General features: G+C 70.8%; 19 protein-coding genes and 1 pseudogene. 16 read left to right on the top strand and 4 right to left on the bottom strand.

The features are described 5' to 3' along the window. Positions 1 to 17 precede the first annotated feature (17 nt). The gene (locus AQJ46_RS23650) at positions 18 to 824 is read right to left on the bottom strand and encodes an SGNH/GDSL hydrolase family protein (RefSeq protein ID WP_059207496.1); all 807 of its coding nucleotides are present in this window, start codon (positions 822 to 824) and stop codon (positions 18 to 20) included. A 381-nt stretch (positions 825 to 1,205) separates the two neighbouring features. Between AQJ46_RS23650 and AQJ46_RS52390 the strand changes: the two are divergent. Then, positions 1,206 to 1,514, top strand: a pseudogene (locus AQJ46_RS52390) (transposase); the annotation flags it as partial. Here AQJ46_RS52390 and AQJ46_RS23645 read toward each other — a convergent pair. Further along, entirely contained in the window at positions 1,512 to 3,131 is a 1,620-nt protein-coding gene (locus AQJ46_RS23645) for a PucR family transcriptional regulator (protein ID WP_059207711.1), read from the bottom strand. The pseudogene AQJ46_RS52390 and the gene AQJ46_RS23645 sit on opposite strands and share 3 nt — an antisense overlap. A gap of 293 nt (positions 3,132 to 3,424) precedes the next feature. On the opposite strand from AQJ46_RS23645, the gene AQJ46_RS23640 reads away from it, so the two are divergent. From AQJ46_RS23640 to AQJ46_RS23630, 3 genes are read left to right on the top strand one after another with little or no spacing between them, the layout of a single operon-like run. Beyond that, a complete protein-coding gene (locus AQJ46_RS23640) occupies positions 3,425 to 4,693 on the top strand; it encodes an aspartate aminotransferase family protein (RefSeq protein ID WP_059207709.1) in 1,269 nt (422 codons plus the stop codon). Next, positions 4,690 to 7,557: an FAD-binding and (Fe-S)-binding domain-containing protein gene (locus AQJ46_RS23635; RefSeq protein ID WP_059207710.1), complete on the top strand. Its 2,868-nt coding sequence runs from the start codon at positions 4,690 to 4,692 to the stop codon at positions 7,555 to 7,557. Before AQJ46_RS23640 ends, AQJ46_RS23635 begins: the two co-directional genes overlap by 4 nt. Beyond that, entirely contained in the window at positions 7,554 to 8,993 is a 1,440-nt protein-coding gene (locus AQJ46_RS23630; protein WP_059207495.1) for an NAD-dependent succinate-semialdehyde dehydrogenase, read from the top strand. Before AQJ46_RS23635 ends, AQJ46_RS23630 begins: the two co-directional genes overlap by 4 nt. A 436-nt stretch (positions 8,994 to 9,429) precedes the next feature. Here the strand turns inward: AQJ46_RS23630 and AQJ46_RS23625 are convergent, their stop codons facing one another. Together AQJ46_RS23625 and AQJ46_RS23620 are read right to left on the bottom strand one after the other, a co-directional pair. Then, positions 9,430 to 10,173: an IclR family transcriptional regulator gene (locus AQJ46_RS23625; protein ID WP_059207494.1), complete on the bottom strand. Its 744-nt coding sequence runs from the start codon at positions 10,171 to 10,173 to the stop codon at positions 9,430 to 9,432. A 356-nt stretch (positions 10,174 to 10,529) separates the two neighbouring features. Then, positions 10,530 to 11,276 carry an IclR family transcriptional regulator gene (locus AQJ46_RS23620; RefSeq protein ID WP_059207493.1) on the bottom strand — a complete coding sequence of 249 codons (747 nt, stop codon included), beginning with the start codon at positions 11,274 to 11,276 and terminating at the stop codon, positions 10,530 to 10,532. A gap of 279 nt (positions 11,277 to 11,555) precedes the next feature. On the opposite strand from AQJ46_RS23620, the gene solA reads away from it, so the two are divergent. The 12 genes from solA (at position 11,556) to AQJ46_RS23560 (ending at position 24,644) form a co-directional block, all read left to right on the top strand. Continuing rightward, positions 11,556 to 12,692, top strand: coding sequence for an N-methyl-L-tryptophan oxidase (gene solA / locus AQJ46_RS23615; RefSeq protein WP_059207492.1), 1,137 nt, complete (start codon positions 11,556 to 11,558; stop codon positions 12,690 to 12,692). A gap of 5 nt (positions 12,693 to 12,697) precedes the next feature. Beyond that, a complete protein-coding gene (locus AQJ46_RS23610; protein WP_059207708.1) occupies positions 12,698 to 13,684 on the top strand; it encodes a succinylglutamate desuccinylase/aspartoacylase family protein in 987 nt (328 codons plus the stop codon). Positions 13,685 to 13,791: 107 nt separating this feature from the next. Next, a complete protein-coding gene (locus tag AQJ46_RS23605) occupies positions 13,792 to 14,895 on the top strand; it encodes an ABC transporter substrate-binding protein (protein WP_059207491.1) in 1,104 nt (367 codons plus the stop codon). Further along, positions 14,888 to 16,027, top strand: coding sequence for an ABC transporter ATP-binding protein (locus AQJ46_RS23600; protein WP_059207490.1), 1,140 nt, complete (start codon positions 14,888 to 14,890; stop codon positions 16,025 to 16,027). Before AQJ46_RS23605 ends, AQJ46_RS23600 begins: the two co-directional genes overlap by 8 nt. Next, the gene (locus tag AQJ46_RS23595) at positions 16,024 to 16,962 is read left to right on the top strand and encodes an ABC transporter permease (protein WP_079072403.1); all 939 of its coding nucleotides are present in this window, start codon (positions 16,024 to 16,026) and stop codon (positions 16,960 to 16,962) included. The genes AQJ46_RS23600 and AQJ46_RS23595 overlap by 4 nt, the downstream gene beginning before the upstream one ends. Beyond that, on the top strand, positions 16,959 to 17,828 hold the full coding sequence (locus AQJ46_RS23590; protein WP_059207489.1) for an ABC transporter permease: 870 nt from the start codon (positions 16,959 to 16,961) through the stop codon (positions 17,826 to 17,828). Before AQJ46_RS23595 ends, AQJ46_RS23590 begins: the two co-directional genes overlap by 4 nt. After that, positions 17,825 to 19,216 carry an aminotransferase class III-fold pyridoxal phosphate-dependent enzyme gene (locus AQJ46_RS23585; protein ID WP_059207488.1) on the top strand — a complete coding sequence of 464 codons (1,392 nt, stop codon included), beginning with the start codon at positions 17,825 to 17,827 and terminating at the stop codon, positions 19,214 to 19,216. Before AQJ46_RS23590 ends, AQJ46_RS23585 begins: the two co-directional genes overlap by 4 nt. A 44-nt stretch (positions 19,217 to 19,260) precedes the next feature. Continuing rightward, positions 19,261 to 20,214 carry a succinylglutamate desuccinylase/aspartoacylase family protein gene (locus AQJ46_RS23580; RefSeq protein WP_059207487.1) on the top strand — a complete coding sequence of 318 codons (954 nt, stop codon included), beginning with the start codon at positions 19,261 to 19,263 and terminating at the stop codon, positions 20,212 to 20,214. Continuing rightward, positions 20,211 to 21,665 carry an aldehyde dehydrogenase family protein gene (locus AQJ46_RS23575; protein ID WP_059207486.1) on the top strand — a complete coding sequence of 485 codons (1,455 nt, stop codon included), beginning with the start codon at positions 20,211 to 20,213 and terminating at the stop codon, positions 21,663 to 21,665. Before AQJ46_RS23580 ends, AQJ46_RS23575 begins: the two co-directional genes overlap by 4 nt. Beyond that, complete coding sequence (locus AQJ46_RS23570) at positions 21,662 to 22,600, top strand: aldo/keto reductase (protein ID WP_059207485.1); 939 nt, start codon at positions 21,662 to 21,664, stop codon at positions 22,598 to 22,600. Before AQJ46_RS23575 ends, AQJ46_RS23570 begins: the two co-directional genes overlap by 4 nt. A gap of 44 nt (positions 22,601 to 22,644) precedes the next feature. Further along, on the top strand, positions 22,645 to 23,310 hold the full coding sequence (locus AQJ46_RS23565; protein WP_059207484.1) for a haloacid dehalogenase type II: 666 nt from the start codon (positions 22,645 to 22,647) through the stop codon (positions 23,308 to 23,310). A 50-nt stretch (positions 23,311 to 23,360) separates the two neighbouring features. After that, positions 23,361 to 24,644: an NAD(P)/FAD-dependent oxidoreductase gene (locus AQJ46_RS23560; protein WP_059207483.1), complete on the top strand. Its 1,284-nt coding sequence runs from the start codon at positions 23,361 to 23,363 to the stop codon at positions 24,642 to 24,644. The last annotated feature ends 36 nt before the right edge of the window (positions 24,645 to 24,680 follow it).

Below are 24,680 nucleotides of genomic sequence, written 5' to 3'. Positions count from 1 at the left end.
TCGTCGCGGGCGGAGCCTCATACGGCTGAGGAGGTGTCCCCGGTGGGCGCGGCCACCGGAAGCAGGGCCGGCCGCTTGGCCTGGCGGCCGTCGCCGGAGGAGCGGCCACGCAGGCGGCGGCCGACCCAGGGGCCGAGGAAGGTGCCGGCCCAGCGCAGTTCGGCACCCACGGTCCTCCAGCCGGAGGTGCCTGTCCTCTCGGCCGGAAGGGGGAGGGTCCAGGTGTCGTCGCTGTCCGGCAGACCGAGCGCTTGGGCCACGGCAGCCGCGATGCGCGCGTGTCCCAGGGGGCCGGCGTGCAGCCGGTCAGCACTCCACAACCGCGGATCGGTCGCCGCCGCGTGCGCGGCCGTCTCCGCCACCACCACGCCGTGGCGGTCGGCGGCCTCCCGGATGCGTGCGTTGAGTGCGAGAACACGGTGACCGATCGGGCGGGCCAACGGCGTGATACGCCCGACATCGGGAAACATGAGGGTCGCGACGGTGGCGCCCTGCGCCGTGAGGGCGGCGAACATCGCCTCAACATGGTCGGCCACCTCGTCGAGGTCGCAACCCGGGCGCAACACGTCGTTGACCCCAGCCACCACGGTGGCGAGGTCGGGCCGCATCGCGAGAGCCGGAGCCAGCTGCTCGGCGCGCACCTGACCGGCCTTACGGCCGCGCACCGCGAGGTTGGCGTAGAGCAGGCCGGGGCTGTGGCGGGCGACCTGCTCGGCGAGCCGGTCCGCCCAGCCCCGAAGACCACGGACGTCGTCGCCGTCCCCGAGCCCCTCGGTGTGACTGTCGCCCAGGGCGACATAGCGCAGATACCCACTGCTCGACACGGGGCCGACCGCCTCTCGTCAACGCTGCTGATGGAAGTGGCACACGGCCATCGCTAAACAACTAGGCACCTAGTCGCATTGTTGAATATGAGGATAGCTGCGGGCTCACCTTCCTGCAAAGTGACGCCGCTCGTGCAGGAGCTGAGCCGTCGAGGGCGCTCCACCGCCGCAGTCCACCGCCTTGATCCCGCGCCGACCTCACCGCCCATTCCCTCTTCAGACCTGAGCACCGACCACGGGTCTGCGTCGGCACCTGAGCGCCCGGGTCGTCAACGGCATGCACAACGAGGATGCGGTCGGCTTCACCCACCGCCCGCCGTTTCGCGCCGAACCGCCCGTACCGGATCACCTTCAACGGTGGCGTCCACGGCCCGGGCGGCAATGGTGGACGGGGGCGAGGCGTTGAGCCCACGTGGACGGGTTGTGCCGCCGACGGTCGTGCAGAGGCCGCAGGGTGGTGGCCGCCGTCGTGCTGGCGACCGGGAGGCGCTCGCGGCAATCGTGTTCGTCGCCACGTCCGGCTGCACCTGGCGCCAGCTCCCCCCGGTCTTCGGAGCCCGTTGGCAGACGGTCTACCGCGGGTTTGCCCAGTGGAGCCGGGACCGAGTGTGGGCCCGGTTGCACCGAGTCATCCTTGACGCACTCGGCGCCCAGGGCGAGTTGGACTGGTCCCGGTGCGCCATCGGGTCACCCGGTGCGCAAGACGTCCAGCGCCATCATGGCCACGTGCAATGCGGTGCGCTGTTCGCCGGATTCGAGGTCGCAGTCGAGCAGGCGCTCGATGGTGCGCAGGCGTTGGTAGAACGTCTCGCGGGACAGGCCGCCGCGGCGGGCGGCGCTGGTTTTGTTGCCGGCCACGTCGAGGTAGTGGCGGAGGGTCGTCAGCAGGTCGGTGCCGTGTCGGGCGTCGTGATCGAGGAGGCGGCCGAGTCGTCGTTCGGCGTAGTCCTGGATCCGGGTGTCCTCGCGGAGCGCATACAGCAGGCGGCGCAGGTCGACATCGCGGAGTTCGTGGAAGGAGCGGCCCGGGGGGAGAGGCTGGTCGGGCGGGGTGGCCTCGGCCACGCGGCTCGCCTGATGAAAGGAACGGGGAGTGTCAGTGAGGAGGTCGACCTCCAAGCCGACGCTCACGACGGCCCGCGGGGACAGGTCGCGCGCCACGTGGCTCAGCCGTTCGACCGCGGGTTGCCAGGGGTGTGAGGGGCTCAGGGCGAGCAGTACTCCCAGGCGGCCGGGGGTCAGTTCGCCGATGAGCGCCGGGATTCCCGTGGCGTGCAGGACTTGGGAGAGGCGGGCCTCGGCTTGCGTTGTGGTGTCTCTTGCGGGGAGGTCCACCACGACCGTGAGGAAGCGGCTGTTCTCGGTGGGCAGGCCCAGTGCGGCCAGCCGGGCGCAGGCGTCCGCTGCGGAGCGGTGGCGCTGCTCGACGAGGTCGCGCAGAGCGTTGCGGTGCGCTGTGCTTTCCCAGGGGGTCGGGTGGGTGAGGCGCGCGACGGTCAGGGCCATCGCCGTCCTTTCCAGGACGGTGATGTGCTCCGGTCCGAAGGCCGGTTCGGTGGTGGGGACGGGCAGCATGGCCACGCGGCCCCAACGTTCACCTTGATACTCGACCGATGCCGTGAGCCAGCCTTCCGGGCCGCGTCGGCTCGTGCGGTCGCCGGGCGGGGTTGCTCTCGAGCGCTGCTCCCAGTCGGTGAGCGCTTCCTCCAGGGTGGTGCCGGAGGGTTCGCAGATCAGTGCCTGGTGGACCAGATTTTCCAGGACGACCGTGCGGCCGCTCATCTCGGCTGCCGCGCGTATGGCGTCCTCGGGTCCGGCGCCGCGCAGGGTCAGCGTCGTGAACGCCTCGTGGACGCGCTGGGTGCGGCGCATCGCCTCGGCCTGGTTGCCGAGGATGAGGCCGTGGACGACCTGGGTGACCTCGAGGAAGTTGACGTCCTCGGCGAGGGTGATCAGGGGCAGCCCGCGGGTGCGGCAGGCGTGGACGAGGGCGTCGGGCGGGCGGTGGTAGCGCCGTACGAGTTCGATGACCAGGGCCGCCGCCCCGATGCGGGCGAGTTCGTCGACGTAGCGTTGGATGCCTGCGGACTCCTCGGGCAGGGGCATGCCGGTGGTCAGGACGAGTTCGCCGCCCTTGAGGAAGGACGCGGGATCCGTCAGCTCGGTGATGTGGACCCAGCGGACCGGCCGGTCGAGCAAGGTCACGCCGGTCACGACCTGAGGCCGGCCGGCGGCCAGGACGGGCAGAGCCAGGACGTCGGCGACGGTGAGGGCGCGGGCGGGAGGGGTGCTGTCCGGGCCGCCCATGTCCGGCGGTCGTGCCGTCGAACGGCTGTCGTTCACGGTGTCTCCATGGGGGTGCCCCGCCCGAGCGAAGCCGGGAGGGGAGTGCCCGGCCACTGTGACAAGCCTTGCTGACCTGCGCAAGGGCAGTCCTGCCTCGGTGGAATGAGGCAGTGAGCGCCGCATTTCCGGCCCGTGCTTGACACAACGTCCGAACAGCGGGCCCGTACCGGACAGATCGCGCGTTGGCTCGCCGCCGGGCGGCGGAGATGCTCGGCAGAGCGCACCAGTCCGACGACCCACGCCGGGAGACGACCATGACCGCACTGTCGCCGCACCTTCGCCAGGCCACGCCCGTGGTGGCGACCCGGGGCGAGGGCGTCCATCTCTTCGACCAGGACGGCCGCCGCTACCTCGACTTCACCGCCGGCATCGGCGTCACCAGCACCGGCCACTGCCACCCCAAGGTCGTGGCGGCGGCGCAGGAACAGGTCGGCACGCTGATCCACGGCCAGTACACGACGGTCATGCATCAGCCCCTTCGCCGCCTCGTCGACAAGCTCGGCGAGGTGCTGCCGACCGGTCTGGACAGCCTGTTCTTCACCAACTCCGGAAGCGAGGCCGTCGAGGCCGCGCTGCGCCTGGCCCGCCAGGCCACCGGTCGGCCGAACGTCATCGTGTGTCACGGCGGCTTCCACGGCCGTACGGTCGCCGCCGCCGCGATGACCACCTCCGGCACCCGCTTCCGCTCCGGTTTCTCCCCGCTGATGAGCGGCGTGGTCGTCACCCCCTTCCCGTCGGCCTACCGGTACGGCTGGGACGAGGAGACCGCCACCCGCTTCGCCCTGAAGGAGCTCGACTACACGCTCCAGACGATCTCCTCGCCCGCCGACACGGCCGCGGTCATCGTCGAGCCGGTCCTCGGCGAGGGCGGGTACGTGCCCGCCAACCGGGTCTTCATGGAGGGGCTGCGGGAGCGCGCGGACCGCCACGGGTTCCTCCTGATCCTCGATGAGGTGCAGACGGGCGTCGGTCGCACCGGCCGCTTCTGGGGGCATGATCACTTCGGTGTCACGCCGGACATCCTCGTCACCGCCAAGGGGCTGGCCAGCGGCTTCCCGCTGTCCGGCATCGCCGCCTCCGAGGAGCTGATGAGCAAGGCGTGGCCGGGCTCGCAGGGTGGCACGTACGGCGCCAACGCCGTGGCCTGTGCGGCGGCCTGTGCCACGCTCGACGTGGTGCGGGACGAGAAGCTCGTCGAGAACGCCGAGGCGATGGGCAAGCGGCTGCGACACGGTCTGGAGGCGGTCGCCGACCGCACCCCGGGCATCGGCGACGTGCGGGGCCTCGGCCTGATGCTGGCCAGCGAGTTCGTCACCGAGGACGGCAGCCCCGACCCCGAGACCGCCGCCCGCGTACAGCGCGCCGCCATCGACGAGGGCCTGCTCCTGCTGCTGTGCGGCGCCTGGAACCAGGTCGTACGGATGATCCCGGCACTCGTCATCGACGAGACGGCGGTGGACGAAGGACTCCAGGCGTGGGCGACCGCGGTCGAAGCCGGTACCTCGGGAGCATCGCCGCGATGAGCGACAGCGTGGCGCGGCTGACCGCCCGCCTCACCGAGACGGCTCCCGGTCTGCGGGTGGAATCCGGTCCGGGCGCCCTCGGCCCGTACGCCTACGACGCCTCCAACTACCGCGTCCCCCCGCAGGCCGTGGCCTTCCCCCGCAGCGCCGACGACGTGGTCGCGGTGCTGCGGGCCTGCAAGGAGACGGGCGTCCCCATCACCGCCCGCGGCGGCGGCACCAGCATGGCCGGCAACGCGGTCGGGCCGGGCGTCGTCCTGGACTTCTCCCGGTACATGAACCGGATCCTGGACATCGACCCGGCCGGCGGGACCGCGCGTGTCGAGGCCGGAGTCGTCCTCGACGCGCTGCAGAGCGCGACCGCCCTGCACGGGCTCTCCTTCGGCCCCGACCCGTCCTCGCACAGCCGCTGCACCATCGGCGGGATGATCGGCAACGACGCGTGTGGCAACCGGTCCGTGCGGCACGGGCGGACCAGCAGCCACATCGAGGCGCTGGAGATCGTGACGGCCGACGGTGTGCGGGCCGTCGCAGACCGTACCGGCCTGCACCCGACCGACCCACGCGACACCGACCACGTCACCCGCCTCGAAGCGGACGTACGACGCCTGATCGGCGAAAACCTGGGGCCGATCAGGACCGAGCTGGGCCAGATCCCCCGTCAGGTCTCCGGCTACCAGCTGCACCACCTGCTGCCCGAGGGCGGCTTCGACATGGCCCGCGCGTTGGTCGGCACCGAGGGCTCCTGTGCGGTCGTCACCGCCGCGACGGTCCGCCTGGTGGCGACCGCCCCGGCTTCGGCGCTGCTCACCCTCGGCTACGACGACGTCGTCGACGCGGCCGAGGATGTGCCGGAGATCCTGCGGTGGAATCCGACCGCCGTCGAGGGCATGGACGAGGCGATCGTCGCCACCATGCGGGCACGGCGTGGTCCCGACGCCGTCACCGGACTGCCCGAGGGGCGCGCCTGGCTGTACGTCGAGCTCGACGGCGACGACCAGGCCACGGTCAACACGCGCGCGGCCGAGCTCCTCGACGTGCTCAAGGCACAGGGTCGGATGACCGGCGGGCGGGTTGTGGAGAGCGCGGCAGAGCGGCGCTCCCTGTGGCGGGTCCGCGAGGACGGGGCCGGCCTGGCCGCACGTCTCGTCGACGGCGGGGAGTCGTGGCCGGGCTGGGAGGACTCGGCGGTCGCACCGGAGAACCTCGCCGGCTATCTGCGGGTCTTCCGCAAGCTGCTGGCCGACCACGGGCTGACGGGCGTGATGTACGGGCACTTCGGCGCGGGCTGCGTCCACGTGCGCATCGACTTCGACCTCGCCACGGACGAGGGGCGCACCGCCGCCCGCCGCTTCCTGCACGAGGCGGCCGCCCTGGTCGTCGCGCACGGCGGCACGCTGTCCGGCGAGCACGGGGACGGACGGGCCCGCGGTGAGCTGCTGGAGGTCATGTACAGCCACCGGATGATCCGGGCGTTCGCCGCCTTCAAACAGGTCTTTGACCCCGAGGGGCTGCTGAACCCCGGCGTCATCGTGGCTCCCGCTCCGCTCGACGCCGATCTCGCGCTGCACCAGATCCAGCCCCTGGCCACGGAGTTCACCTTCCCGCACGACGAGGACGGCTTCGCGGGCGCGGCCCGCCGCTGCGTCGGCGTCGGCCGGTGCCGCAGCGACGCGGGCGGTGTGATGTGTCCGAGCTACCGGGCCACGGGGGAGGAGAACGACTCCACGCGGGGCCGGGCGCGCCTGCTCCAGGAGATGGTGCGCGGTGAGACGGTCCAGGACGGCTGGCGCTCGACGGAGGTCCGCGACGCCCTCGACCTGTGCCTGTCCTGCAAGGCGTGTTCCAGCGACTGCCCGGTCGGCGTCGACATGGCCACGTACAAGGCGGAGTTCCTGCACCAGCACTACAAGGGCCGCGTGCGACCCCGTTCGCACTACTCGCTGGGCTGGCTTCCCCTGACCTCCTCGCTCGCCGGATGGGCAGCCCGGCCGATCAACGCCCTCCTGCGCGGACCGGTCGGCACCCTGCTCGCCCGCCTCGGGGGCGTCACCACGAAGCGCAGGATCCCGGCCTTCGCCTCCCGGCGCACCTTCCGCAAGGTCCTGCGCCAGGCGTTGAACGGAGAACCGGCGAAGGCCCTGCTGTTCGTCGACAGCTTCACCCGCGCCTTCCGTCCCGAGGTCGCGGGAGCCGCGAGCCGGGTACTCGTCGACGCCGGGATCCCCTGCACGACCGAAGACGGCCTGTGCTGCGGTCTGACCTGGGTGAGCACCGGCCAGCTGTCGGTCGCGCGCCGCATCATGACCCGTACGGTCGCCCACCTCGACAACGGCGATGGGCGGCCGATCATCGTGGCCGAGCCCAGCTGTGCCGCCGCCCTCAAGCGGGACGTGCCCGAACTCCTCGGCACCGACGCCGCCCAGCGCGTCGCGGACCGGGTCCACACCTTCACCGGCGCCCTGACCGACCTCGCCGACCCCGACTGGACCCCGCCCGCCGTGCCTACGAGCGTCGTCCTGCAGACCCACTGCCACGAGTACGCAACCTTCAAGGGTCGGCGCCCCGCCGACCTGCTGCGCCGGCTCGGCGTGGGCAACGTCGACGAGGCCGAGGGCTGCTGCGGACTCGCCGGGAACTTCGGCTTCGAGGAGCAGCACTACGACACCTCGATGGCCGTCGCCGACCTGGCACTGAAGCCCCGCCTCGACGCCATCGACCAGGCTGCACCGGCCGTCGTCGTGGCCGACGGCTTCAGCTGCGCCACCCAGATCGACCATCTCGCCGGTGACCGGGACATCCGAGCCCTGCACCTCGCCGAACTGCTCGACCCCGCCGCCGATCAACCAGGAGAGACGTCATGACCGACACACCCACGCAGTTGTTCATCGGCGGGGCCTGGGTGGACGCCGCGGACGGCGCCACCATGCCCGTCGACGACCCCGCCAGCGGCGACATCCTCTGCCACGTCGCCGACGCCGGCGCCAAGGACGCCCGGCTCGCCGAGGACGCGGCCGTCCAGGCGCAGCAGGAATGGGCCCGTACCGCGCCGCGGGCACGCAGCGAGATCCTGCGCCGCGCCTACGAGATCATCCTCGACCGCGTCGACGAGCTTGCCCACCTCATGACGGCCGAGATGGGCAAGCCGCTCGCCGAGGCGAGGGGCGAGGTCGCGTACGCGGCGGAGTTCTTCCGCTGGTTCTCCGAGGAGGCCGTACGGATCGACGGCGGCGCAGGCATCCTGCCCGACGGCCGCAACCGCATGCTGCTCTCCCGCCGCCCGGTCGGCCCCTGTCTCCTCATCACCCCGTGGAACTTCCCGCTGGCGATGGGCACCCGCAAGATAGGTCCCGCCATCGCGGCGGGCTGCACGATGATCCTCAAGCCGGCTCCGCAGACCCCGCTCTCCAGCCTGGCCCTCGCCGCGATCCTCAAGGAGGCCGGGCTGCCCGACGGCGTATTGAACGTCGTCACCACCTCCCGTGCGGGGGAGGTGTGCGAACCGCTCCTGCGCGGCGGGCGGATTCGCAAACTGTCCTTCACCGGCTCCACGCAGGTCGGACGGATTCTCCTGGCTCAGAGCGCGGACGCGGTCGTACGGACCTCGATGGAGCTGGGCGGCAACGCGCCGTTCATCGTCTTCGACGACGCCAACCTCGACGTGGCCGTCGACGGCGCCATGCTCGCCAAGATGCGCAACATGGGCGAGGCGTGCACCGCCGCCAACCGCTTCTTCGTCCACAGCTCGGTGGCCGCCGAGTTCGGGCGGCGCCTGGCCGAGCGTATGGGCGCCCTCGTGGTCGGCCCCGGCACCCGGGACGGTGTCGATGTCGGCCCGCTGATCGACAGGACTGGTCGCGCCAAGGTCGAGGAACTGGTCGCCGACGCGGTGGAGCGCGGCGCCGAGGTGCTCGTCGGCGGCCGTACGCCGGAAGGGCCGGGCTGCTTCTATCCGCCGACCGTGCTCGCGGGAGTCGACCCCGAAAGCCGCCTGATGGACACGGAGATCTTCGGTCCCGTCGCCGCGATCCTCACCTTCGACGACGAGGACGAGGTCGTGCGCCGCGCCAACGACACCCCCTGGGGGCTGGTCGGCTACGTCTTCACGGAGGGCCTCGACCGCGCCCTGCGCGTCAGTGAACGCCTCGAAGTGGGCATGGTCGGCCTCAACACCGGTCTCGTCTCCAACCCGGCCGCGCCCTTCGGCGGGGTCAAGCAGTCCGGGCTTGGCCGTGAGGGCGGCCGGGTGGGGATCGACGAGTTCCTCGAGTACCAGTACCTCGCGGTGCCTGTGCGATGACGGTGGTCATGCCCTGACTACCCCGCTTCGCGCACCGCGACGGGCTGCCCCGTGCCCGGTTTCCACGCCACCGGGCACGGGGCGGCGGCTTTTCCTCCACCTGGCGGCGGGCGCAGGTCCCTCACCATGCACAGGCAGGCTGCGCATGCGTCGCATGGCGCAAGGGTCGGCCGCTGGTCCGGTGGACTGCTGCACGGCCGGGGCGGCGGACGCGGCTGACAAGTAAGCCACGACGTGCGGCCCTCTGCTCAGCCTGGTGGGGGCGGCTGATTACCCGAACAGTTCGTCGCCGCCCGTGAGGAGCGGAATGGCGCACTGGAAGGCTCGCCACATGCGCCCAGGGCGCCGTACGCCGCGAGGAGGCCGGCGCTGCCCGGCACGTCTGCGCTCTCTGGGAGGAGAGAGCGCTGCGCCGGCGTTCGGCCGGCCGCTGCTCTCAGCCCAGGTGGCGGGCGGTGATGTCCGCCGCGGTGTCGGTCACCAGCCGCCCCAGCTCGGCGAGCCGGCCGGGGTCGAAGCGTGAGTCGGGCATGGAGACGGCCACGCTGGCCAGCGGCGTGCCGTCCTCATCCAGGACGGGTGCCGCGATGGCGCAGACACCCGGGCGGTACTGGTTGTGGTTGACGGCGTATCCGCGGTCTCTGACGCGGCGGAGCTCGGCACGCAGCTCCGCCGGGTCGGTGATGGTCTCCTGGCCGAAACCCTCGAGTGCGCCCGCCGTGAGCTCGTCGACCTCGGACTTCGGCAGATGGGCGAGGACGGCGTGTCCGGTGGCGGTGGCGTGCAGGGGGGAGATGTCGCCGATGGCGTGGAAGGTTCGTACGGTGTGGTCGCAGTCGACGCGGTCCACCACGACGACGCCGTGCAGGGCGTCCGGCACCGTCAGGTGGATGGTCTCGTTCAGGGTGTCGCGGAGCCGGAACATGGGCTCGCGGGCGGCGGCGAACAGGCTGGACCCCTGTAGGGCGGCGGGTCGTACGGCCAGTACCCGGGCGCCGACCTCCCAGCGCGTGGTGTCCCTGCGATTCGCCCGTAGCCAGCCCGCCTCGTTGAGCGTCACCAGGGTGCGCTGCACGGTCGACTTGGGCAGCCCGAAGATCTTCGTCAGCTCTCCCACGGTCACCGGCTGGTGCTGCGCCACGGCCTCCAGGATGCGCAGCGACCTGGTCAGGCTCTTCATTTGAATCCCGGCCCCTCAGTTCTGCGGATTTGTCGCGCTGTCCTCTTGACTCGCTTCCGGAGCCACAGGCATGATCATGCCGTAATGTAGCATGGCGTTCCACAATGTGGCACGTGATGGTGGTCTCCGGTGGTCGGACCGAAGTCAGGACTGTGCTGTTCCGGTGCTCCGCGGCGCCTGGCGCTGCCCTGAACGCGCCGTACCGCGCCGCCGCGTGATGTGGCCGCCCTGTGCCCGGCACTCTCCCCAGGCCGGGCGCAAGGCCGGTCCTGCCGTGAAGCGAACCGAGGGTCGGCTCCCGTATGGGGGAGTCGACCCTCGGTGATGCGGGGCCGAAGTCGGCCGCCGCGACACGCTCAGGTGCCCAAGCGGCGCCCCGTGATCTCCGCAGCCGTGTCGGCGACCAGGCGGCCCCACTCGGGCAGCTCGTCGGCGTCGTACCGCGAATCGGGCATGGAGATGGCCACGGTGGCCAGCGGCGTGCCGTCCTCGTCGAGGATGGGTGCGGCGATGGCGCAGACGCCCGGCCGCCACTGGTTGCGGTTGACCGCGTAGCCGTCGGTGCGGATCCGCCGCAGCTCGGCGCGCAGCTCCTCGGGGTCTGCGGGTGTCGTCTCGCTGTAGCGCTCCAGACCCTGCCTGATGAGCTCCTCGATGTCCTGCTTCGGCAGGTGGGCGAGGACCGCGCGCCCGGTGGCGGTGGCGTGCAGGGGTGAGGTGTCGCCGATGGCGTGGAAGGTTCGTACGGGGTGGTCGCAGTCGACGCGGTCCACCACGACCATGCACTGGAGTGCGTCCGGCACCGACAGGTGGATGGTCTCGTTGACCTTGTCCCGCAGCTGCACCATGGGGTCGCGGGCGGCGGCGAACAGGCTGGACCCCTGTAGGGCGGCGGGCCGTACGGCCAGCACGCGGGCGCCGACCTCCCAGCGCGTGGTGTCCTTCCGGCTGGCCCGTAGCCAGCCGGCCTCCGCCAGCGTGACCAGGGTGCGCTGCACGGTCGACTTCGGCAGGCCGAAGATCTTGGTCAGCTCGCCAACGGTCACTGGCTGATGCTGGGCGACCGCCTCCAAGATGCGCAGCGATCTGGTGACGCTCTTCATTTCCATCCGGTTTCCCCCCGTTAATCCTCGGAACTCTTTGCGGGCACCTCTTGACTCCCCTCTTTACCGCTGCCATTCTCGTGCCAGATTCTAGCACAGCATTCCACAATGTGGCACGGCTTCGGGAGGGATCCCGCGGAAGTGAGCCGGACCTACGAGATACGGACGATTGCGAGCTGTGGTCCCGCCGAGGGCCCGGACCCGTCCAAACCGCCTCGAATCGATCAGCCTCACGCCGGGGGCTCAGCATGCGCCGCGGCGATACGAAAGGAAAGCCCTGTGTCAGCTGCCAGGAAGCGCGTCGCCGTCGTCGGCGTCGGAACGATGGGCAGCCAGGCCGCCTGGCGCCTGGCCGCCCGTGGCGCCGAGGTGGTCGGCTACGACCGCTTCGCCCCGGGCCACGACCGCAGCGCGGCCGGCGGCGAGACCCGGATCTTCCGCAGCGCCCACTTCGAGGACTCCCGGTACGTGCCGCTGCTCCGGCACGCCGACGCCCTGTGGGAGCAGCTTCAGCAGGAGACCGGCCGCGAGCTGCGCCGCCTGACCGGCTGCCTGCTCATGGGGCCGACCGATCACCACCAGATGGCCACGGTGCTCGAGTCGATCGCCGAGCACGGCCTCGACCACGAGGTCCTCGACGCCGAGCTGCTCGCCAAGCGCTTCCCGCAGTTCCGGATCGAGGACGGCGACGCGGCCGTGCTCGACCGCCGCGCCGGCTTCATCCGGCCCGAGCTGACGATCCAGACCGCCGCCCGCCGCGCCGAGGAGCTCGGCGCCCGCATCCACCGCTACACCACGGTCCGCGAGATCGTGCCCGTCGCGGATGGCGTCGAGATCCGCACCGACGCAGGCAGCGAGCACTTCGACACCGCCGTCGTCACCGTCGGCCCATGGGTGAACGACCTGCTGCCGGACCTGCCTTGGGAGGTGGACATCCGCCGCCTCATCAGCGCCTGGTACGTACCCACCACCGACGCCTGGTTCGGCGAAGAGCGCCCCGCCTTCATCCGGACGGCGCCCACCCACTTCTACGGCCTGCCCTCCCCGGACGGCGTCTCCGTCAAGCTCGGTCTCTCCCGCGCCCTGCACCGCCCGGCCGGCGACCCGAACCGGCTCGACCGAGAGGTGGCCCCGGAGGAGCTGGAGATCTTCACCGAGCTGATCGGGCGTCACATGCCTGACCTGAACCCCGATCCGACCCGGCTCTCCGTCTACATGGAGGGCTACACCGAGAGCAGCCGTCCTCTGGTCGGGCCGCTGCCGGGAGCGGAGAACGTCGTCCTGCTCGCCGGGTTCTCCGGACACGGCTTCAAACTCTCGCCCGCCTTCGGCGACATCGCCGCCGACCTCGCGCTGGACGGCACCACGCCCCGGCCCATCGACTTCATCTCCACCCTCGACCGAGCGGAGGCGTGACGACCATGACCGCCCCCCTGTCCGTCGGCGTCCTGCGCGCCGAGCCCGGGACCAAGACCCGCGGCACCGTCCCCGCCGACCTCGGCACCCTCACCGTCGACATTCCGCTGACCCTGGTCAACGGCGCCCACCCCGGCCCCCGCGTTCTGATCACCGCGGGCGTGCACGGCGGCGAGTTCACGGGGGTCGACGCGGCCACCCGATTGGCCGCTCTGCTGGAGCCCGGCGAGGTGCACGGTCAGGTGATCGTCTGCCCGGTCGCCAACCCCCCGGCCGTCTACCGGGGTCGCCTCGGAGTCTCCCCGCTCGACGGCGTGAACATCAACCGCGTCTTCCCCGGCGACCCCGACGGCAGCCCCACCGAACGTCTCGCGGCGTGGCTGTTCACCAACCTCGTGGACGGCGCCGACGCCTACGTCGACCTGCACTCGGGCGGCATCGACGAGGTCCTGACGGACTTCGTCGGCTACCGCCTCACCGGAGACCCCGCTCTGGACGCGAAGACGGCCGACCTGGCCGGCGCACTCGGCATCGAGGACGTCATCTTCGGGATGAACGCCGACGGCGGCAACAGCCACGCGGCTGTGGCCCGCCGGGGCGTCCCGGCGATCCTCGTGGAGACCGGACAGCTTGGCGAACGCGACGCGGACACCGCCCGTCGTCTCGTCGAGGGCCTGTACGGAGTACTTGGCCGGCTCGGCGTCCTGGACACCAAGCCCCAGGACGACACGGCCATTTGCGCATGGGTCTGGGCCGCCGGCATCACTGCCGAGGCCACCGGCCTCTGGTACCCGGAGTTCACAGTCGGCGACGACGTGACGGAGGGCCAGGTCATCGGCCGCGTCATCGACCCGGCCGACGGCCAGGAGCACAAGGTCCACACCCCGGCCACCGGCCGGATCTTCTACGGCATGCGCGGCCTGACCGTCGCCCCCGGCACCGAACTCGCCGCCATCGCCGCCCCGGCTCCCCAGGACCCCGGCGACCACTGACCCCACCACCCCAGCAAGTCCCCTCCCCGTACCACCAGAACGAGATCCCACCAGCACGCACCCCCACACTCCCCTTCCCCATGCACCGCACCACCAGGAGGCACCCGGTGAGAGATGTCCGGATAGACCGCAGAGGGTTTCTGCGCGGAGTCGGCGGCGTGGCCGCAGGCATCGCCGCCGCCACCTCGCTCAGCGCTTGCGGCACCGGCACCAGCCGGTCCGTCGGCAGCGGCGGCAAGAGCTCCAAGACCCTCGTGGTCCGCAACAGCGGCGGCTCCTACGGCGACGCCAACCAGCAGGCGATCTACGAGCCGTTCACCAAGGAGACCGGCATCCAGGTCAAGGTGGTGAACATCGAGTACGCCCAGATGCTCGCGCAGATCAAGCAGGGTCGCCCCCAGTTCGACGTCATCGACGACTCCATGGCCGACTTCGTGCTCTTCAAGCAGCAGGACGCCACCGAGGACCTCGACTACGACCGGCTGAAGAACTTCAAGAACGCGGGCATCGCCAAGACCCTGGTGACCTCCAACGCGGTCGGCAAGAACTACTGGGCCAGCGTGATGGCGTACCGCACCGACGCGTTCGACGGAAGGAAGCCGGCCTCGTGGGCCGACTTCTGGGACACCAAGACCTTCTCCGGCAACCGCGCGCTGCAGGCCCTGGACGCCGACCTGCCCGAGCTGGAGTTCGCCCTCCTCGCCGACGGCGTGGCGCTGGACAAGCTCTACCCGCTCGATGTGGACCGTGCCTTCAAGGTCCTCAGTGAGATCAAGCCCCACGTCCGCAAGTTCTGGGACACCGGCGCTCTGCCCGGCGTGCTGCTGGGCCGCAAGGAGGTCGACGCCTCCAGTGTGTGGCACGGCCGCCTGGACGCCCTGATCAAGGGCGGCGCCCCGCTCGCCTACCAGTGGAACGGCGCCCGCCGGCAGAGCAACGCCCTCGGCATCCCCAAGGGCGCGGCGAACCTCGACGCCGCCTACCAGCTCATCGACTTCGCCCTGCGGCCCGAGGTGCAGGCGGCCTACGCCGAGATCTACCCGATGGCCCCGTCGGTGCCGGCCGCCTACAAGAAGCTCAAGCCCGCCACCGCCGCGAACCTGGCCAGCTCGCCCGAGCACCTGGAGTCCGGCTTCGACCTGGACGTCGACTGGTGGATCAAGAACCAGGACGCCGTGTCCAAGCGGTGGCAGGAGTGGACGCATGCCTGAGACCGACGTGATGCCCGAGCTGTCCCTGGCCTCCGCTGCCGGCCTGACCGGTTCCGGCAAGCCCCTGTCCGTGACACGGCTTCGGAAAACCTACGGGGGAGTGACGGCCGTCGACGAGGTCTCCATGGAGATCGCGGCCGGCGAGTTCGTCACCTTCCTCGGCTCCTCCGGCTCCGGCAAGACCACCACCCTGATGATGATCGCCGGGTTCTGCGAGCCCGACTCCGGCAGCGTCGTCGTCGGCGGCCGTGACGTGACCCGCCTCGCCCCGCAGAAGCGCGGCCTGGGCTTCGTTTTCCAGCAGTACCTGCTCTTCCCGCACATGACCGTCTGGGAGAACGTCGCCTTCCCCCTGCAACTGCGGGGCGTGTCCAAGGCGGAACAGCGCCGCCGGGTCGGCGAGACCCTGGAGATGGCCGGGCTGTCCGCCATGGCCCGCCGCCGGCCGCGCGAGCTGTCCGGAGGCCAGCAGCAGCGCGTCGCGCTCTGCCGGGCCCTGGTCTACCGCCCGCCGGTCATCCTCATGGACGAGCCGCTCGGCGCCCTCGACAAGAAGCTGCGCGACCAGCTCCAGAACGAGATCAAGCGCATCCAGCAGGAACTCGGCCTGACCGTCATCTACGTGACGCACGACCAGGAAGAGGCCCTGGTCCTCTCCGACCGGATCGCGGTGATGCGGGACGGGCGGATCGACCAGTTCGACACCCCGCAGGAGCTCTTCGAGCGCCCGCGCACCCCGTTCGTCGCCGACTTCCTCGGCGCCGCCAACTTCCTGCCGGGCCACGTGGAGCAGCGGACGTCAGGCCACACCCTGGTACGTCTCGACACCGGCGGGGTAGTGAAGGCCCGCCCGCAGGCGGGGACCGAAGGAGCCCGGGTCCGTGCCGCGGTCCAGCCCGGCCGACTCGCCCTGTGTCCGCCCGACGACGGATTCTGTACCGGGACGGTCGAGACCGTCACCTACGTCGGCACGCTCGTTCGCGTCACCGTCCGCCCTCTCGGCGGGGCGGCCACCGAACTCGTACGGCTGGAACTGCCCGCCGGCCGAGCCCCCGACCTCGGCGAGCGCGTCGGCCTCACCGCGGATCCCGCGAACGTCAGCGTCTTCCCGGACACGGAACACGGGGGATGACGATGGCCGGAACCGCACTGGCACCCACCCCGGCGCCCGCCGCACCCGCACCCGCCCCGGGCAAGCGCGGCCTGGGCCGCGCGTTGTCCGACCGTCGCACCCGCTTCGGACTGCTCAACGCCACGCCCGTCGTCGTCTACCTGCTGATCCTCTTCGTCTATCCGATCTTCAGCACCCTGATGCTGAGCCTGAAGGGCGAGGAGGGCGGCTTCACCCTCCAGTGGTACACCGACGCCTTCCAGGGCGCGAACCTGGAGATCCTGCTCACGACCCTGCGGATCTCCGCCGAGACCTCCCTGCTCGCGCTGGTCGTCGGGTTCGTCCTGGCCTCGGCCATCTCGCGGCTCAAGCCGCTGTGGGCCGGTCTGGCGATGCTCGTGGTGGTCGTCCCGCACTTCATCAGCGCGCTGGTGCGCACCTACGGCTGGATCATCCTGCTCGGTGACAACGGCGTGGTGAACAACGCCCTGACGGACATGCACGTCCCCGGCGCGCCCGTCCAGTTGCTCTACAACGAGATCGGCGTCGTCATCGGCACCACCGCCGTGATGCTGCCCTACACCGTGCTGCTGCTGTTCGCGGTGATGAAGGGCATCGACCGGCGGCTGCTCGCCGCCGCGGCGAGCATGGGCGCGGGCCGGATCACGATCTTCCGCCGGGTCTACGTGCCCCTGGTGGCCCCCGGCCTGGTCAACGCCGGCGTGCTGTGCTTCATCCTCTGCCTGGGCTACTACCTCACGCCCGCCCTCATGGGCGGCGAGAAGCAGACCATGGTCGCCTCGCTCATCGACGAGCAGGTCATGAAGCAGAACCAGTGGAACGGCGCCTCGGCGCTCGGCATCATCCTGCTGCTCCTCACCTTCGCCGGACTGCTGCTGCTCAGGCTGCTGAAGTCGGCGGGCGAGGCCCTTCGGAACCGGGGTACGGCGTCATGATCGAGCTCCGTTCCACGCCGGCCGGACGCATCACCCTGGCCGTCCTGTCCACGCTGATCCTGCTGTTCCTGGCCCTGCCGATCATCGTCATAGTCGTCACCTCCTTCGGCAAGGACGCCTTCGGCTCCTTCCCGCCGGAGGCGTGGACCCTCGACTGGTACACGCAGCTGTTCGCCGACGGCAGCAAGTGGCCCGCCGCGCTGTCGCTCAGCGCCCTGGTGGCGGCCATGACCACGGTCTTCTCGCTGATCCTGGGGATGACCGCGGCCACGGCCCTCGTCCGCAGCGAACTGCCGCTGCGGTCGGCGGTCTACGGCCTGGTCCTCGCCCCGCTGGTGATCCCCCAGGTCGTCATCGCCCTCGGTCTGTTCCTGCTCTTCGAGCCGGCCGCGATGCTCGGCAGCCCGATCGCCATCGCTCTCGGCCACACCGTGCTGGCCTCACCGATCGCCGTGATGATCCTCATGGCCACGCTGAAGGGCATCGACGAACGGCTGGAGGACGCGGCCGCCAGTATGGGCGCGAACCGGCTGACCGTCTGGAGGCGGATCACCCTCCCGCTGGCCATGCCCGGCATGGTCGCCGCCGGCATCTTCTCCTTCATCACCAGCTTCGACGAGTTCTTCATCTCGCAGTTCCTGTCCTCCGTGGACACCGTGACCCTGCCCGTGCAGGTGTTCAACGTCCTCCAGTACAACGTCGACCCGTCGGTTACCGCCGTCAGCGCGATCCTCATCGCCGTCGCCGTCGTGGCCCTCGCCCTGGTCGGCGTGGTCCGCAAGCTCAGCGGCTCCGGCAAACAGGACGGCCTGCTGCCCACAGAACCCGGACTGGGCCTCCCCGCCGGAAGTGAGACCGCATCATGACCACCAGCACCCGCACACCCGCCGGTGAACTGTCCGCCACCGCGGCCAGACATCTCCTGCTCAACATGACCCCCAACGGCTCCCTCGGCCAGGACGGCGAGAACCTCTTCGTCGTCCAGCGCGGCGAGGGCCCGTACGTCGACGACGCCGACGGCAAGCGCTACATCGACGGTCTCTCCGGCCTGTACTGCTGTCAGCTCGGCTACTCCTACGCCCCCGAGTTCGCGGAGGCAGCGGACAAGCAGCTGCGCGAGCTGTGCTTCAGCCCGCTGTGGTCCTCCTCCGCGCACCCCACCGCCATCGAACTCGCCGAGCGGCTCTCGCGGATCGCGCCCGTCGATGTCGAGCACACGTTCTTCTCCGGCGGAGGGGCGGAGGCGGTGGAGACCGCCTGGAAGATCGCCCGCCGCTACCACGCCCTGCGCGGGGAACCGGGCCGGGTGAAGGCGATCTCGCGTCGTGGCGCCTACCACGGGCTGACCATCGGGGCTCTCTCCCTGACCGACGACCCCGGGCTGCGCGAACCCTACGGGCCGGGCGCGATCGAGACCCGGTTCGTGTCCAACACCAACCGGTTCGGCCTCGCCCCCGAGTACGCCGACGACGGCGTGTACGCCGCCCGGCTGCTCGCCGAGCTGGAGGCGGCGATCCTGGCGGAGGGCCCGGAGAGCATCGCGATGCTCATCGCCGAGCCGGTGCAGAACCGCGGCGGCTGCATCACCCCGCCCCACGGCTACTGGCCGGGCCTCAGGGCGCTCGCCGACCGGTACGGCTTCCTCCTCGTCGCCGACGAGGTGATCACCGCCTTCGGGCGGCTGGGGGAGTGGTTCGGCGGCGACCGCTACGGGGCCCGCCCCGACATCGTCACCGTCGCCAAGGGCATCACCGCCGGATACGCCCCTATGGGAGCAACTCTGGTGAGCAACGGCGTCGTCGAGGTCATCAATCGGCCTGGCGCGGTCCTCAACCACGGCTACACCTTCGCCGGGCACCCGCTGAGCGCGGCCATCGCCCTGCGCAGCCTGGAGATCATGGAACGGGACCGGATCCTGGACAACGTCCGAGGGCTCCAGGACCACCTCGCGGGACGGATGGCCTCCCTCGCCGACCTGCCGATCGTCGGCGACGTCCGCGGCGCTGGCTTCTTCTACGCCTGCGAACTCGTCGGCGACCTCGACGGCGGCGGCTTCAGCGACGGCGCCCGCGCCCGCCTGATCACCGACCTGATCCCGCGCAGGCTGCGCGAGGCCGGGCTGCTCGCCCGCGTCTACAACCGCACCGCGCCTCTGGTGCAGATCGCGCCCCCGCTGATCAGCGACCGGCACCTCCTCGACCGTATCGCCGACATCCTCGCCGACACCCTCGACGAGGCGTCCGCCCGTCTGTGATCCACGGTGTGACACCCCTGCATGCTTTCGAAAGGAACACCCTGATGTACTCCATCGGTCCGCTGACCGTCGCCCCCGGCGAGCGCGCCCAGGGCCTCATCCCGGTCGGCACCAGCAGTTACGGCGTCGAGCTGGGCATCCCGCTCATCGTCGTCAACGGCGCCCAGGACGGTCCCGTGCTGTGCGTGGACGCGGGTGTGCACGGCGACGAGTACGACGGTCAGGAGGCCATCCGCCGCGTCCTCGCCGACATCGACCCGGCCACCCTGCGCGGCACCCTCGTCGGCATCCCCTGCATGAACACCCCCGCCTTCGAGGCAGCCGCCCGCACCAGCGGCCTTGACTACCTGAACCTCAACCGGATCTTCCCGGGTGACGCGGACGGCTCGTACTCCCTGCGGCTGGCGGCCACCTTCGTCGAGCAGGTCGTCCCCGCCATCGACGCGCTCGTGGACCTGCACACCGGCGGCACGTTCGGCGAGATCGCCCCGCTCGTCATTCTCCAGGGCGGCTACGAGGAGCTCGCCACGGACCTGGCCCTCGCGGCCGGTCACGAGTTGGTCTGGAAGGGCGGCAAGTGGGGCGGCACCGTCCGCCATCCCACCCTCGCGGCGGGCAAGCCGGCCATCACCATCGAGGCGGGCGGCGGCACGTACCGCGAGGCCAACGTCGAGCTGCACATCGACTCGATCCACAACATCATGCGGCAGCTGAAGATGATCGACGGCGAGGTGAAGCTGCGCGACAGCTACACCGCCACCTCCGGCACCTTCGCCCGTTCCGCGGCCGGCGGATTCTTCCTCGGACACGCCGAGCCGGGGGAGACCTGCAAGGAGGGCGACCTGATCGCTCACATCGTCGACCACTACGGCAACACGCTGGAAGAGGTGATCGCCCCGCAGGACGGCATCGTGCTCTGGGTGCGCCGGATCCGGACCGTCCGTCCGGGCGACGAGGTCGTCATCTTCGGTGAGGTGCAGGGGGAGATACGGCCATGAGCGGCGACACCCAGTTGCTCCTCGTCGACGGCAAGCAGATACCCGCCGCCGACGGCCGCACCTTCACCGTCCTCGACCCGTCCGACGGCACGGCCATCACCACGGTGGCGCTGGCCGGCTCCGCGGACGTCGACCAGGCGGTGGCGGCGGCGCGCGCGGCGTTCACGGCGCCGGAGTGGGCACGGATGCGGGCAGCCGACCGGGGGCGGCTCCTGTACCGAATCGCCGAGGCCATCCGCTACCAAGGCGAGCGGCTGGCGCGGCTGGAGAGCCAGGACACCGGCAAACCGCTCAGCCAGGCGAAGGCCGACGTCGAGGCCGCCGCCCGCTACTTCGAGTTCTACGCGGGCTTCGCCGACAAGCTCGGCGGCTCCACGATCCCCCTCGGCCCGGGGCTGCTCGACTACACCGTGCGCGAGCCGATCGGCGTCTCCGGGCAGATCATCCCGTTCAACTACCCACTGCAGAACACCGCGAGGGGCTCCGCTCCGGCGCTGGCCGCGGGCTGCACGGTGGTGCTCAAGCCCTCTCCCGAGGCGCCGCTGACCCCGCTGGAGATCGGCAGGATCGCACTGGAGTGCGGGCTTCCGCCGGGTGTCCTCAACGTCGTCCCCGGCGACGGCGAGACGGGAGCGGCCCTCGCCGGGCACCCCGGCATCGACCAGGTCACCTTCACCGGCTCGGTTCCCACCGGCATCAAGGTCGCCCAGGAGGCCGCCGCCAACGTGGTGCCGTCGGTCACCGAGCTGGGCGGCAAGTCGCCGTTCGTCGTCTTCGCCGACGCCGACTTCGACCTGGCGCTGACCGCGATCCTGGGCGCCTCGTTCAGCAACGCGGGACAGATGTGCTCGGCCGGGACGCGCCTGCTTCTTCAGCGTGGCGCGGAGGAGTTCCTGGACCGGCTGGTGGAGAAGATCGCCACTCTGCGCGTCGGCCCCGGCCTGTCCGACCCGGACATCGGCCCGCTGGTCGCCGCCCGCCAGCGCGACCGGGTGCTGGGCTACCTCAACTTGGCGCGCGAGGAGGGCGCGACGGTCCGTGTCGGTGGCGGCGCACCGTCCGACCCGGCTTTGGCCGACGGCTACTACATCGAGCCGACCGTCCTCACCGGCTTGACCAACCAGGCCCGTTGCGCCCGCGAGGAGATCTTCGGCCCCGTCGTCACCGTCATCGACTTCGACGACGCGGACCAGGCCCTGGACATCGCCAACGACAGCCCGTACGGCCTCTCCTCCTACGTCTGGACCCGCGACATCGACAAGGCGATGCGCCTCGCGGAGGGCATCCGGGCCGGCCAGGTCTCCGTCAACGCCACCGGCGTCGGCACCGGCGTCGAGCTGCCCTTCGGCGGTTACAAGCACAGCGGCTGGGGCCGGGAGAAGGGCCTCGAAGCCCTGGCGAGCTACACGCAGACGAAGAACGTCTGCATCGGGTTCGGGAGCCGGACATGAGGTACCGCACGCTCGGTGAACGCGGGCCGGCCGTCTCGGTGGTGGGCGCCGGCGGCAACAACTTCGGCTCCCGTCTCGACGAGGACGGCACGAAGGCCGTCGTCCACGCGGCCCTCGACGCCGGGATCACCCTGTTCGACACGGCGGACATGTACGGCGGTTTCGGTGACCGGGGCGGAGCGCGAGGTGACGGTGAACGCCTCCTCGGGGCAGCCCTCAAGGGCCACCGCGACGAGGTCGTCCTCGCCACGAAGTTCGGCATGGAGATGGGCCGGGATGCCGATCTGTACGGCCCGCGAGGCGCCCGCGGCTACATCCGCCACGCGGTGGAATCGTCGCTGAGCCGCCTGGGCACGGACCGGATCGACCTGTACCAGTACCACGAGCCGGACGGCGTCACCCCGCTCGACGAGACGGTGGCCGCGCTCCAGGAGTTGGTGGCCGAGGGCAAGATCGGGTACATCGGGTGCTCCAACCTGCCGGCCCAGGACCTGTCGGAGGCGTTCGTCAGCACCCAGGCCCGTTACCACCTGCTCGACCGCAGCGCGGAGAACGACCTGATCCCCGCCTGCCTGAGCCACGGCATCGGCCTGCTGCCCTACTACCCGCTGGCCAACGGCCTGCTCAGCGGCAAGTACCGGCGTGGCCAGGAGCCCCCGCCCGGCAGCCGCCTGTCCTGGCGGCAGGGCTGGCTGACCGACGCGGCCCTTGACCGGGTCGAGGCGCTCACGTCGTACGCCGTCGAGCGTGGCCTGACCCTCCTCCAGGTCGCGGTGGGCGGACTTGCCACCCTCCCGGCCGTCGGCTCGGTCGTATGCGGCGCGATGACCCCCGAACAGGTCACCGCCAACGCGGCGGCGGCCGACTGGCTCCCCGACGCGGCCGACCTGGCCGCACTCGACGCGATCGTCACCCCCGGCGAGCGGATCGTCTGACCCTTCCCCCTCCCTGTAAGAACCGGAAACCGAGGTTGCACACCATGCGAGAGATCGTCACCTTCGACGCCTACGGCACCCTGGTCGACTTCCAGCTCGGCCCCACCACCCTCAAGGTCCTCTCCGACCGGCTGGACCTGGACAACCTGGACGTCGACGAGTTCCTCGACGACTTCCGCGTCATGCGCTTCCAGGCCGTCCTGGAGGCATACCGCCCCTACCACGAGATCCTGCACTCCAGCCTCCAGATGGCCATGCGCCTGCACGGTCTGGAGTACCGCACCTCCGACGGCGACGCTCTCGTCGAGGCCGTCCCCACCTTCGGCCCCTTCCCGGAGGTCCCGGACGCCCTGCGCGCCTTGAAGACCAAGTACGAGATCGCCATCATCACCAACAGCGACGACAACCTGATCGCACGGAACGTCGAGAACATCGGCGTCGACTTCGACTACGTCATCACGGCCGAACAGGCCGGCGCGTACAAGCCGGACCGGCAGACCTTCGAGCATGCCTTCAAGACGATGGGCGTCGAGCCGTCCCAGGTCATCCACACCGCGCAGGGCTGGGAGTACGACCACATCCCCACCCGCGACCTCGGCCTGAAGCGCCGCGTGTGGATCAATCGCTACGGCCGTCCCGGCAGCGCCGACTACCAGCCCTACGACGAGCTGACCGACCTGTCGGGCCTGCCGAAGCTGCTCGGCTGCTGACAACACGGCTACACGGCGACACAGGACAGAGAACACAGAGGACGCACGCCATGAAGCAGATCCCCTACTGGCTCGACACCGCCCCCGCCCTGCCCGACCGGTCCGGAAAGGACCTGCCCGACGAGGCGGACGTGGTGGTCATCGGCGGCGGCCTCACCGGCCTGTCCACCGCCTACCATGCCGCCCGCAAGGGCGCCCGGGTCGTCCTCGTCGAGAAGGACAAGGTCGGCTCGGGGGCCTCCGGACGCAACGGCAGCATGTGCACGCAGGGCATCACCATCGGTGTCGGCGAGGCCCGCAAGCGCTTCGGCCAGGAGCGCGCCCGCGAGCTGTACGACGCTTTCCGCGAGGCCGTCGACGTCGTCGAGGAACTCACGCACACCGAGAAGATCGACTGCGACTTCAACCGCGCCGGACGCCTCGGAGTCGCGTTCAAGCCCCAGCACTTCGAGTCGATGAAGGCCACCCAGCGCGACCTGGCCGACAACTTCGACCACGAGACCCAGCTCCTCACCCGGAGCGAGCTGAAGTCGGAGCTGGGCTCGGACTACTACCATGGCGCCCTGCTCGACCCGCTCAGCGCCGCCCTGCACGTCGGCAAGTACGTCCACGGCCTGGCCGAGGCCGCTGAACGCGCCGGCGCGGAGATCCACGAACGCAACGCGGCCACCGGCCTCACCCGCCTCCCCGGCGGCGGCTTCCTCGTCGAGACCCTGCACGGCACCATCCGTGCCAAGCAGGTCATGGCCGCCACCGACGCCTACACCGACAAGGCCCTGCCCTGGTTCCGCAAGCGGCTGATCAACGTCGGCAGCTTCATCATCGTCACCGAGCCGCTCGGCGAGGCGCGCGCCAAGGAACTGATCCCCAACGCCCGCCTGGTGGTCGACTCCAAGAACGTCGGCCACTACCTCCGCCTCACCCCCGACAACCGTCTCGCCTTCGGCGGCCGGGCCCGCTTCGCCCCCTCCAACCCCGCCTCCGACGTCAAGAGCGGCGACATCCTGAAGCAGGAGATGACGGAGATCTTCCCGCAGCTGGCGGGCGTCCGCGTCGACTACGTGTGGGGTGGAATGGTCGGCTTCTCCTGGGACCGCCTCCCGCACGCGGGCGAGGTCAACGGCCTGTACTACTCCATGGGCTACTGCGGTCACGGTGTCCAGATGGCCACCTACATGGGCCGTGCCGTCGCCGAGATGATGGACGGCAGGCCGGAGGCCAACCCCCTGCGCGGACTCGGCTTCCCCAAGGTCCCCGTCCCCTTCTACAACGGCACTCCCTGGTTCCTGCCGTTCGGCGGCGCCTACTACAAGGCCAAGGACCGCCTGCGCTGAGCCGCTGCCGACCTCGGTGACACTGCGGGGGCTTTC

It is taken from the genome of Streptomyces canus (genome assembly GCF_001514145.1).
GTDB lineage: Bacteria > Actinomycetota > Actinomycetes > Streptomycetales > Streptomycetaceae > Streptomyces > Streptomyces canus.
The sequence above is the reverse complement of the archived record's forward strand: the minus strand, read 5'-3'. Positions and strand labels throughout refer to the sequence as shown.

Coding starts and splice junctions, on each gene's coding strand:
- AQJ46_RS23645 (WP_059207711.1), bottom strand. CDS start 3,131: ATGGGCGGCCCGGACAGCACCCCTCCCGCCCGCGCCCTCACCGTCGCC.
- AQJ46_RS23640 (WP_059207709.1), top strand. CDS start 3,425: ATGACCGCACTGTCGCCGCACCTTCGCCAGGCCACGCCCGTGGTGGCG.
- AQJ46_RS23635 (WP_059207710.1), top strand. CDS start 4,690: ATGAGCGACAGCGTGGCGCGGCTGACCGCCCGCCTCACCGAGACGGCT.
- AQJ46_RS23630 (WP_059207495.1), top strand. CDS start 7,554: ATGACCGACACACCCACGCAGTTGTTCATCGGCGGGGCCTGGGTGGAC.
- AQJ46_RS23625 (WP_059207494.1), bottom strand. CDS start 10,173: ATGAAGAGCCTGACCAGGTCGCTGCGCATCCTGGAGGCCGTGGCGCAG.
- AQJ46_RS23620 (WP_059207493.1), bottom strand. CDS start 11,276: ATGAAGAGCGTCACCAGATCGCTGCGCATCTTGGAGGCGGTCGCCCAG.
- AQJ46_RS23610 (WP_059207708.1), top strand. CDS start 12,698: ATGACCGCCCCCCTGTCCGTCGGCGTCCTGCGCGCCGAGCCCGGGACC.
- AQJ46_RS23600 (WP_059207490.1), top strand. CDS start 14,888: ATGCCTGAGACCGACGTGATGCCCGAGCTGTCCCTGGCCTCCGCTGCC.
- AQJ46_RS23595 (WP_079072403.1), top strand. CDS start 16,024: ATGACGATGGCCGGAACCGCACTGGCACCCACCCCGGCGCCCGCCGCA.
- AQJ46_RS23590 (WP_059207489.1), top strand. CDS start 16,959: ATGATCGAGCTCCGTTCCACGCCGGCCGGACGCATCACCCTGGCCGTC.
- AQJ46_RS23585 (WP_059207488.1), top strand. CDS start 17,825: ATGACCACCAGCACCCGCACACCCGCCGGTGAACTGTCCGCCACCGCG.
- AQJ46_RS23580 (WP_059207487.1), top strand. CDS start 19,261: ATGTACTCCATCGGTCCGCTGACCGTCGCCCCCGGCGAGCGCGCCCAG.
- AQJ46_RS23575 (WP_059207486.1), top strand. CDS start 20,211: ATGAGCGGCGACACCCAGTTGCTCCTCGTCGACGGCAAGCAGATACCC.
- AQJ46_RS23570 (WP_059207485.1), top strand. CDS start 21,662: ATGAGGTACCGCACGCTCGGTGAACGCGGGCCGGCCGTCTCGGTGGTG.
- AQJ46_RS23565 (WP_059207484.1), top strand. CDS start 22,645: ATGCGAGAGATCGTCACCTTCGACGCCTACGGCACCCTGGTCGACTTC.
- AQJ46_RS23560 (WP_059207483.1), top strand. CDS start 23,361: ATGAAGCAGATCCCCTACTGGCTCGACACCGCCCCCGCCCTGCCCGAC.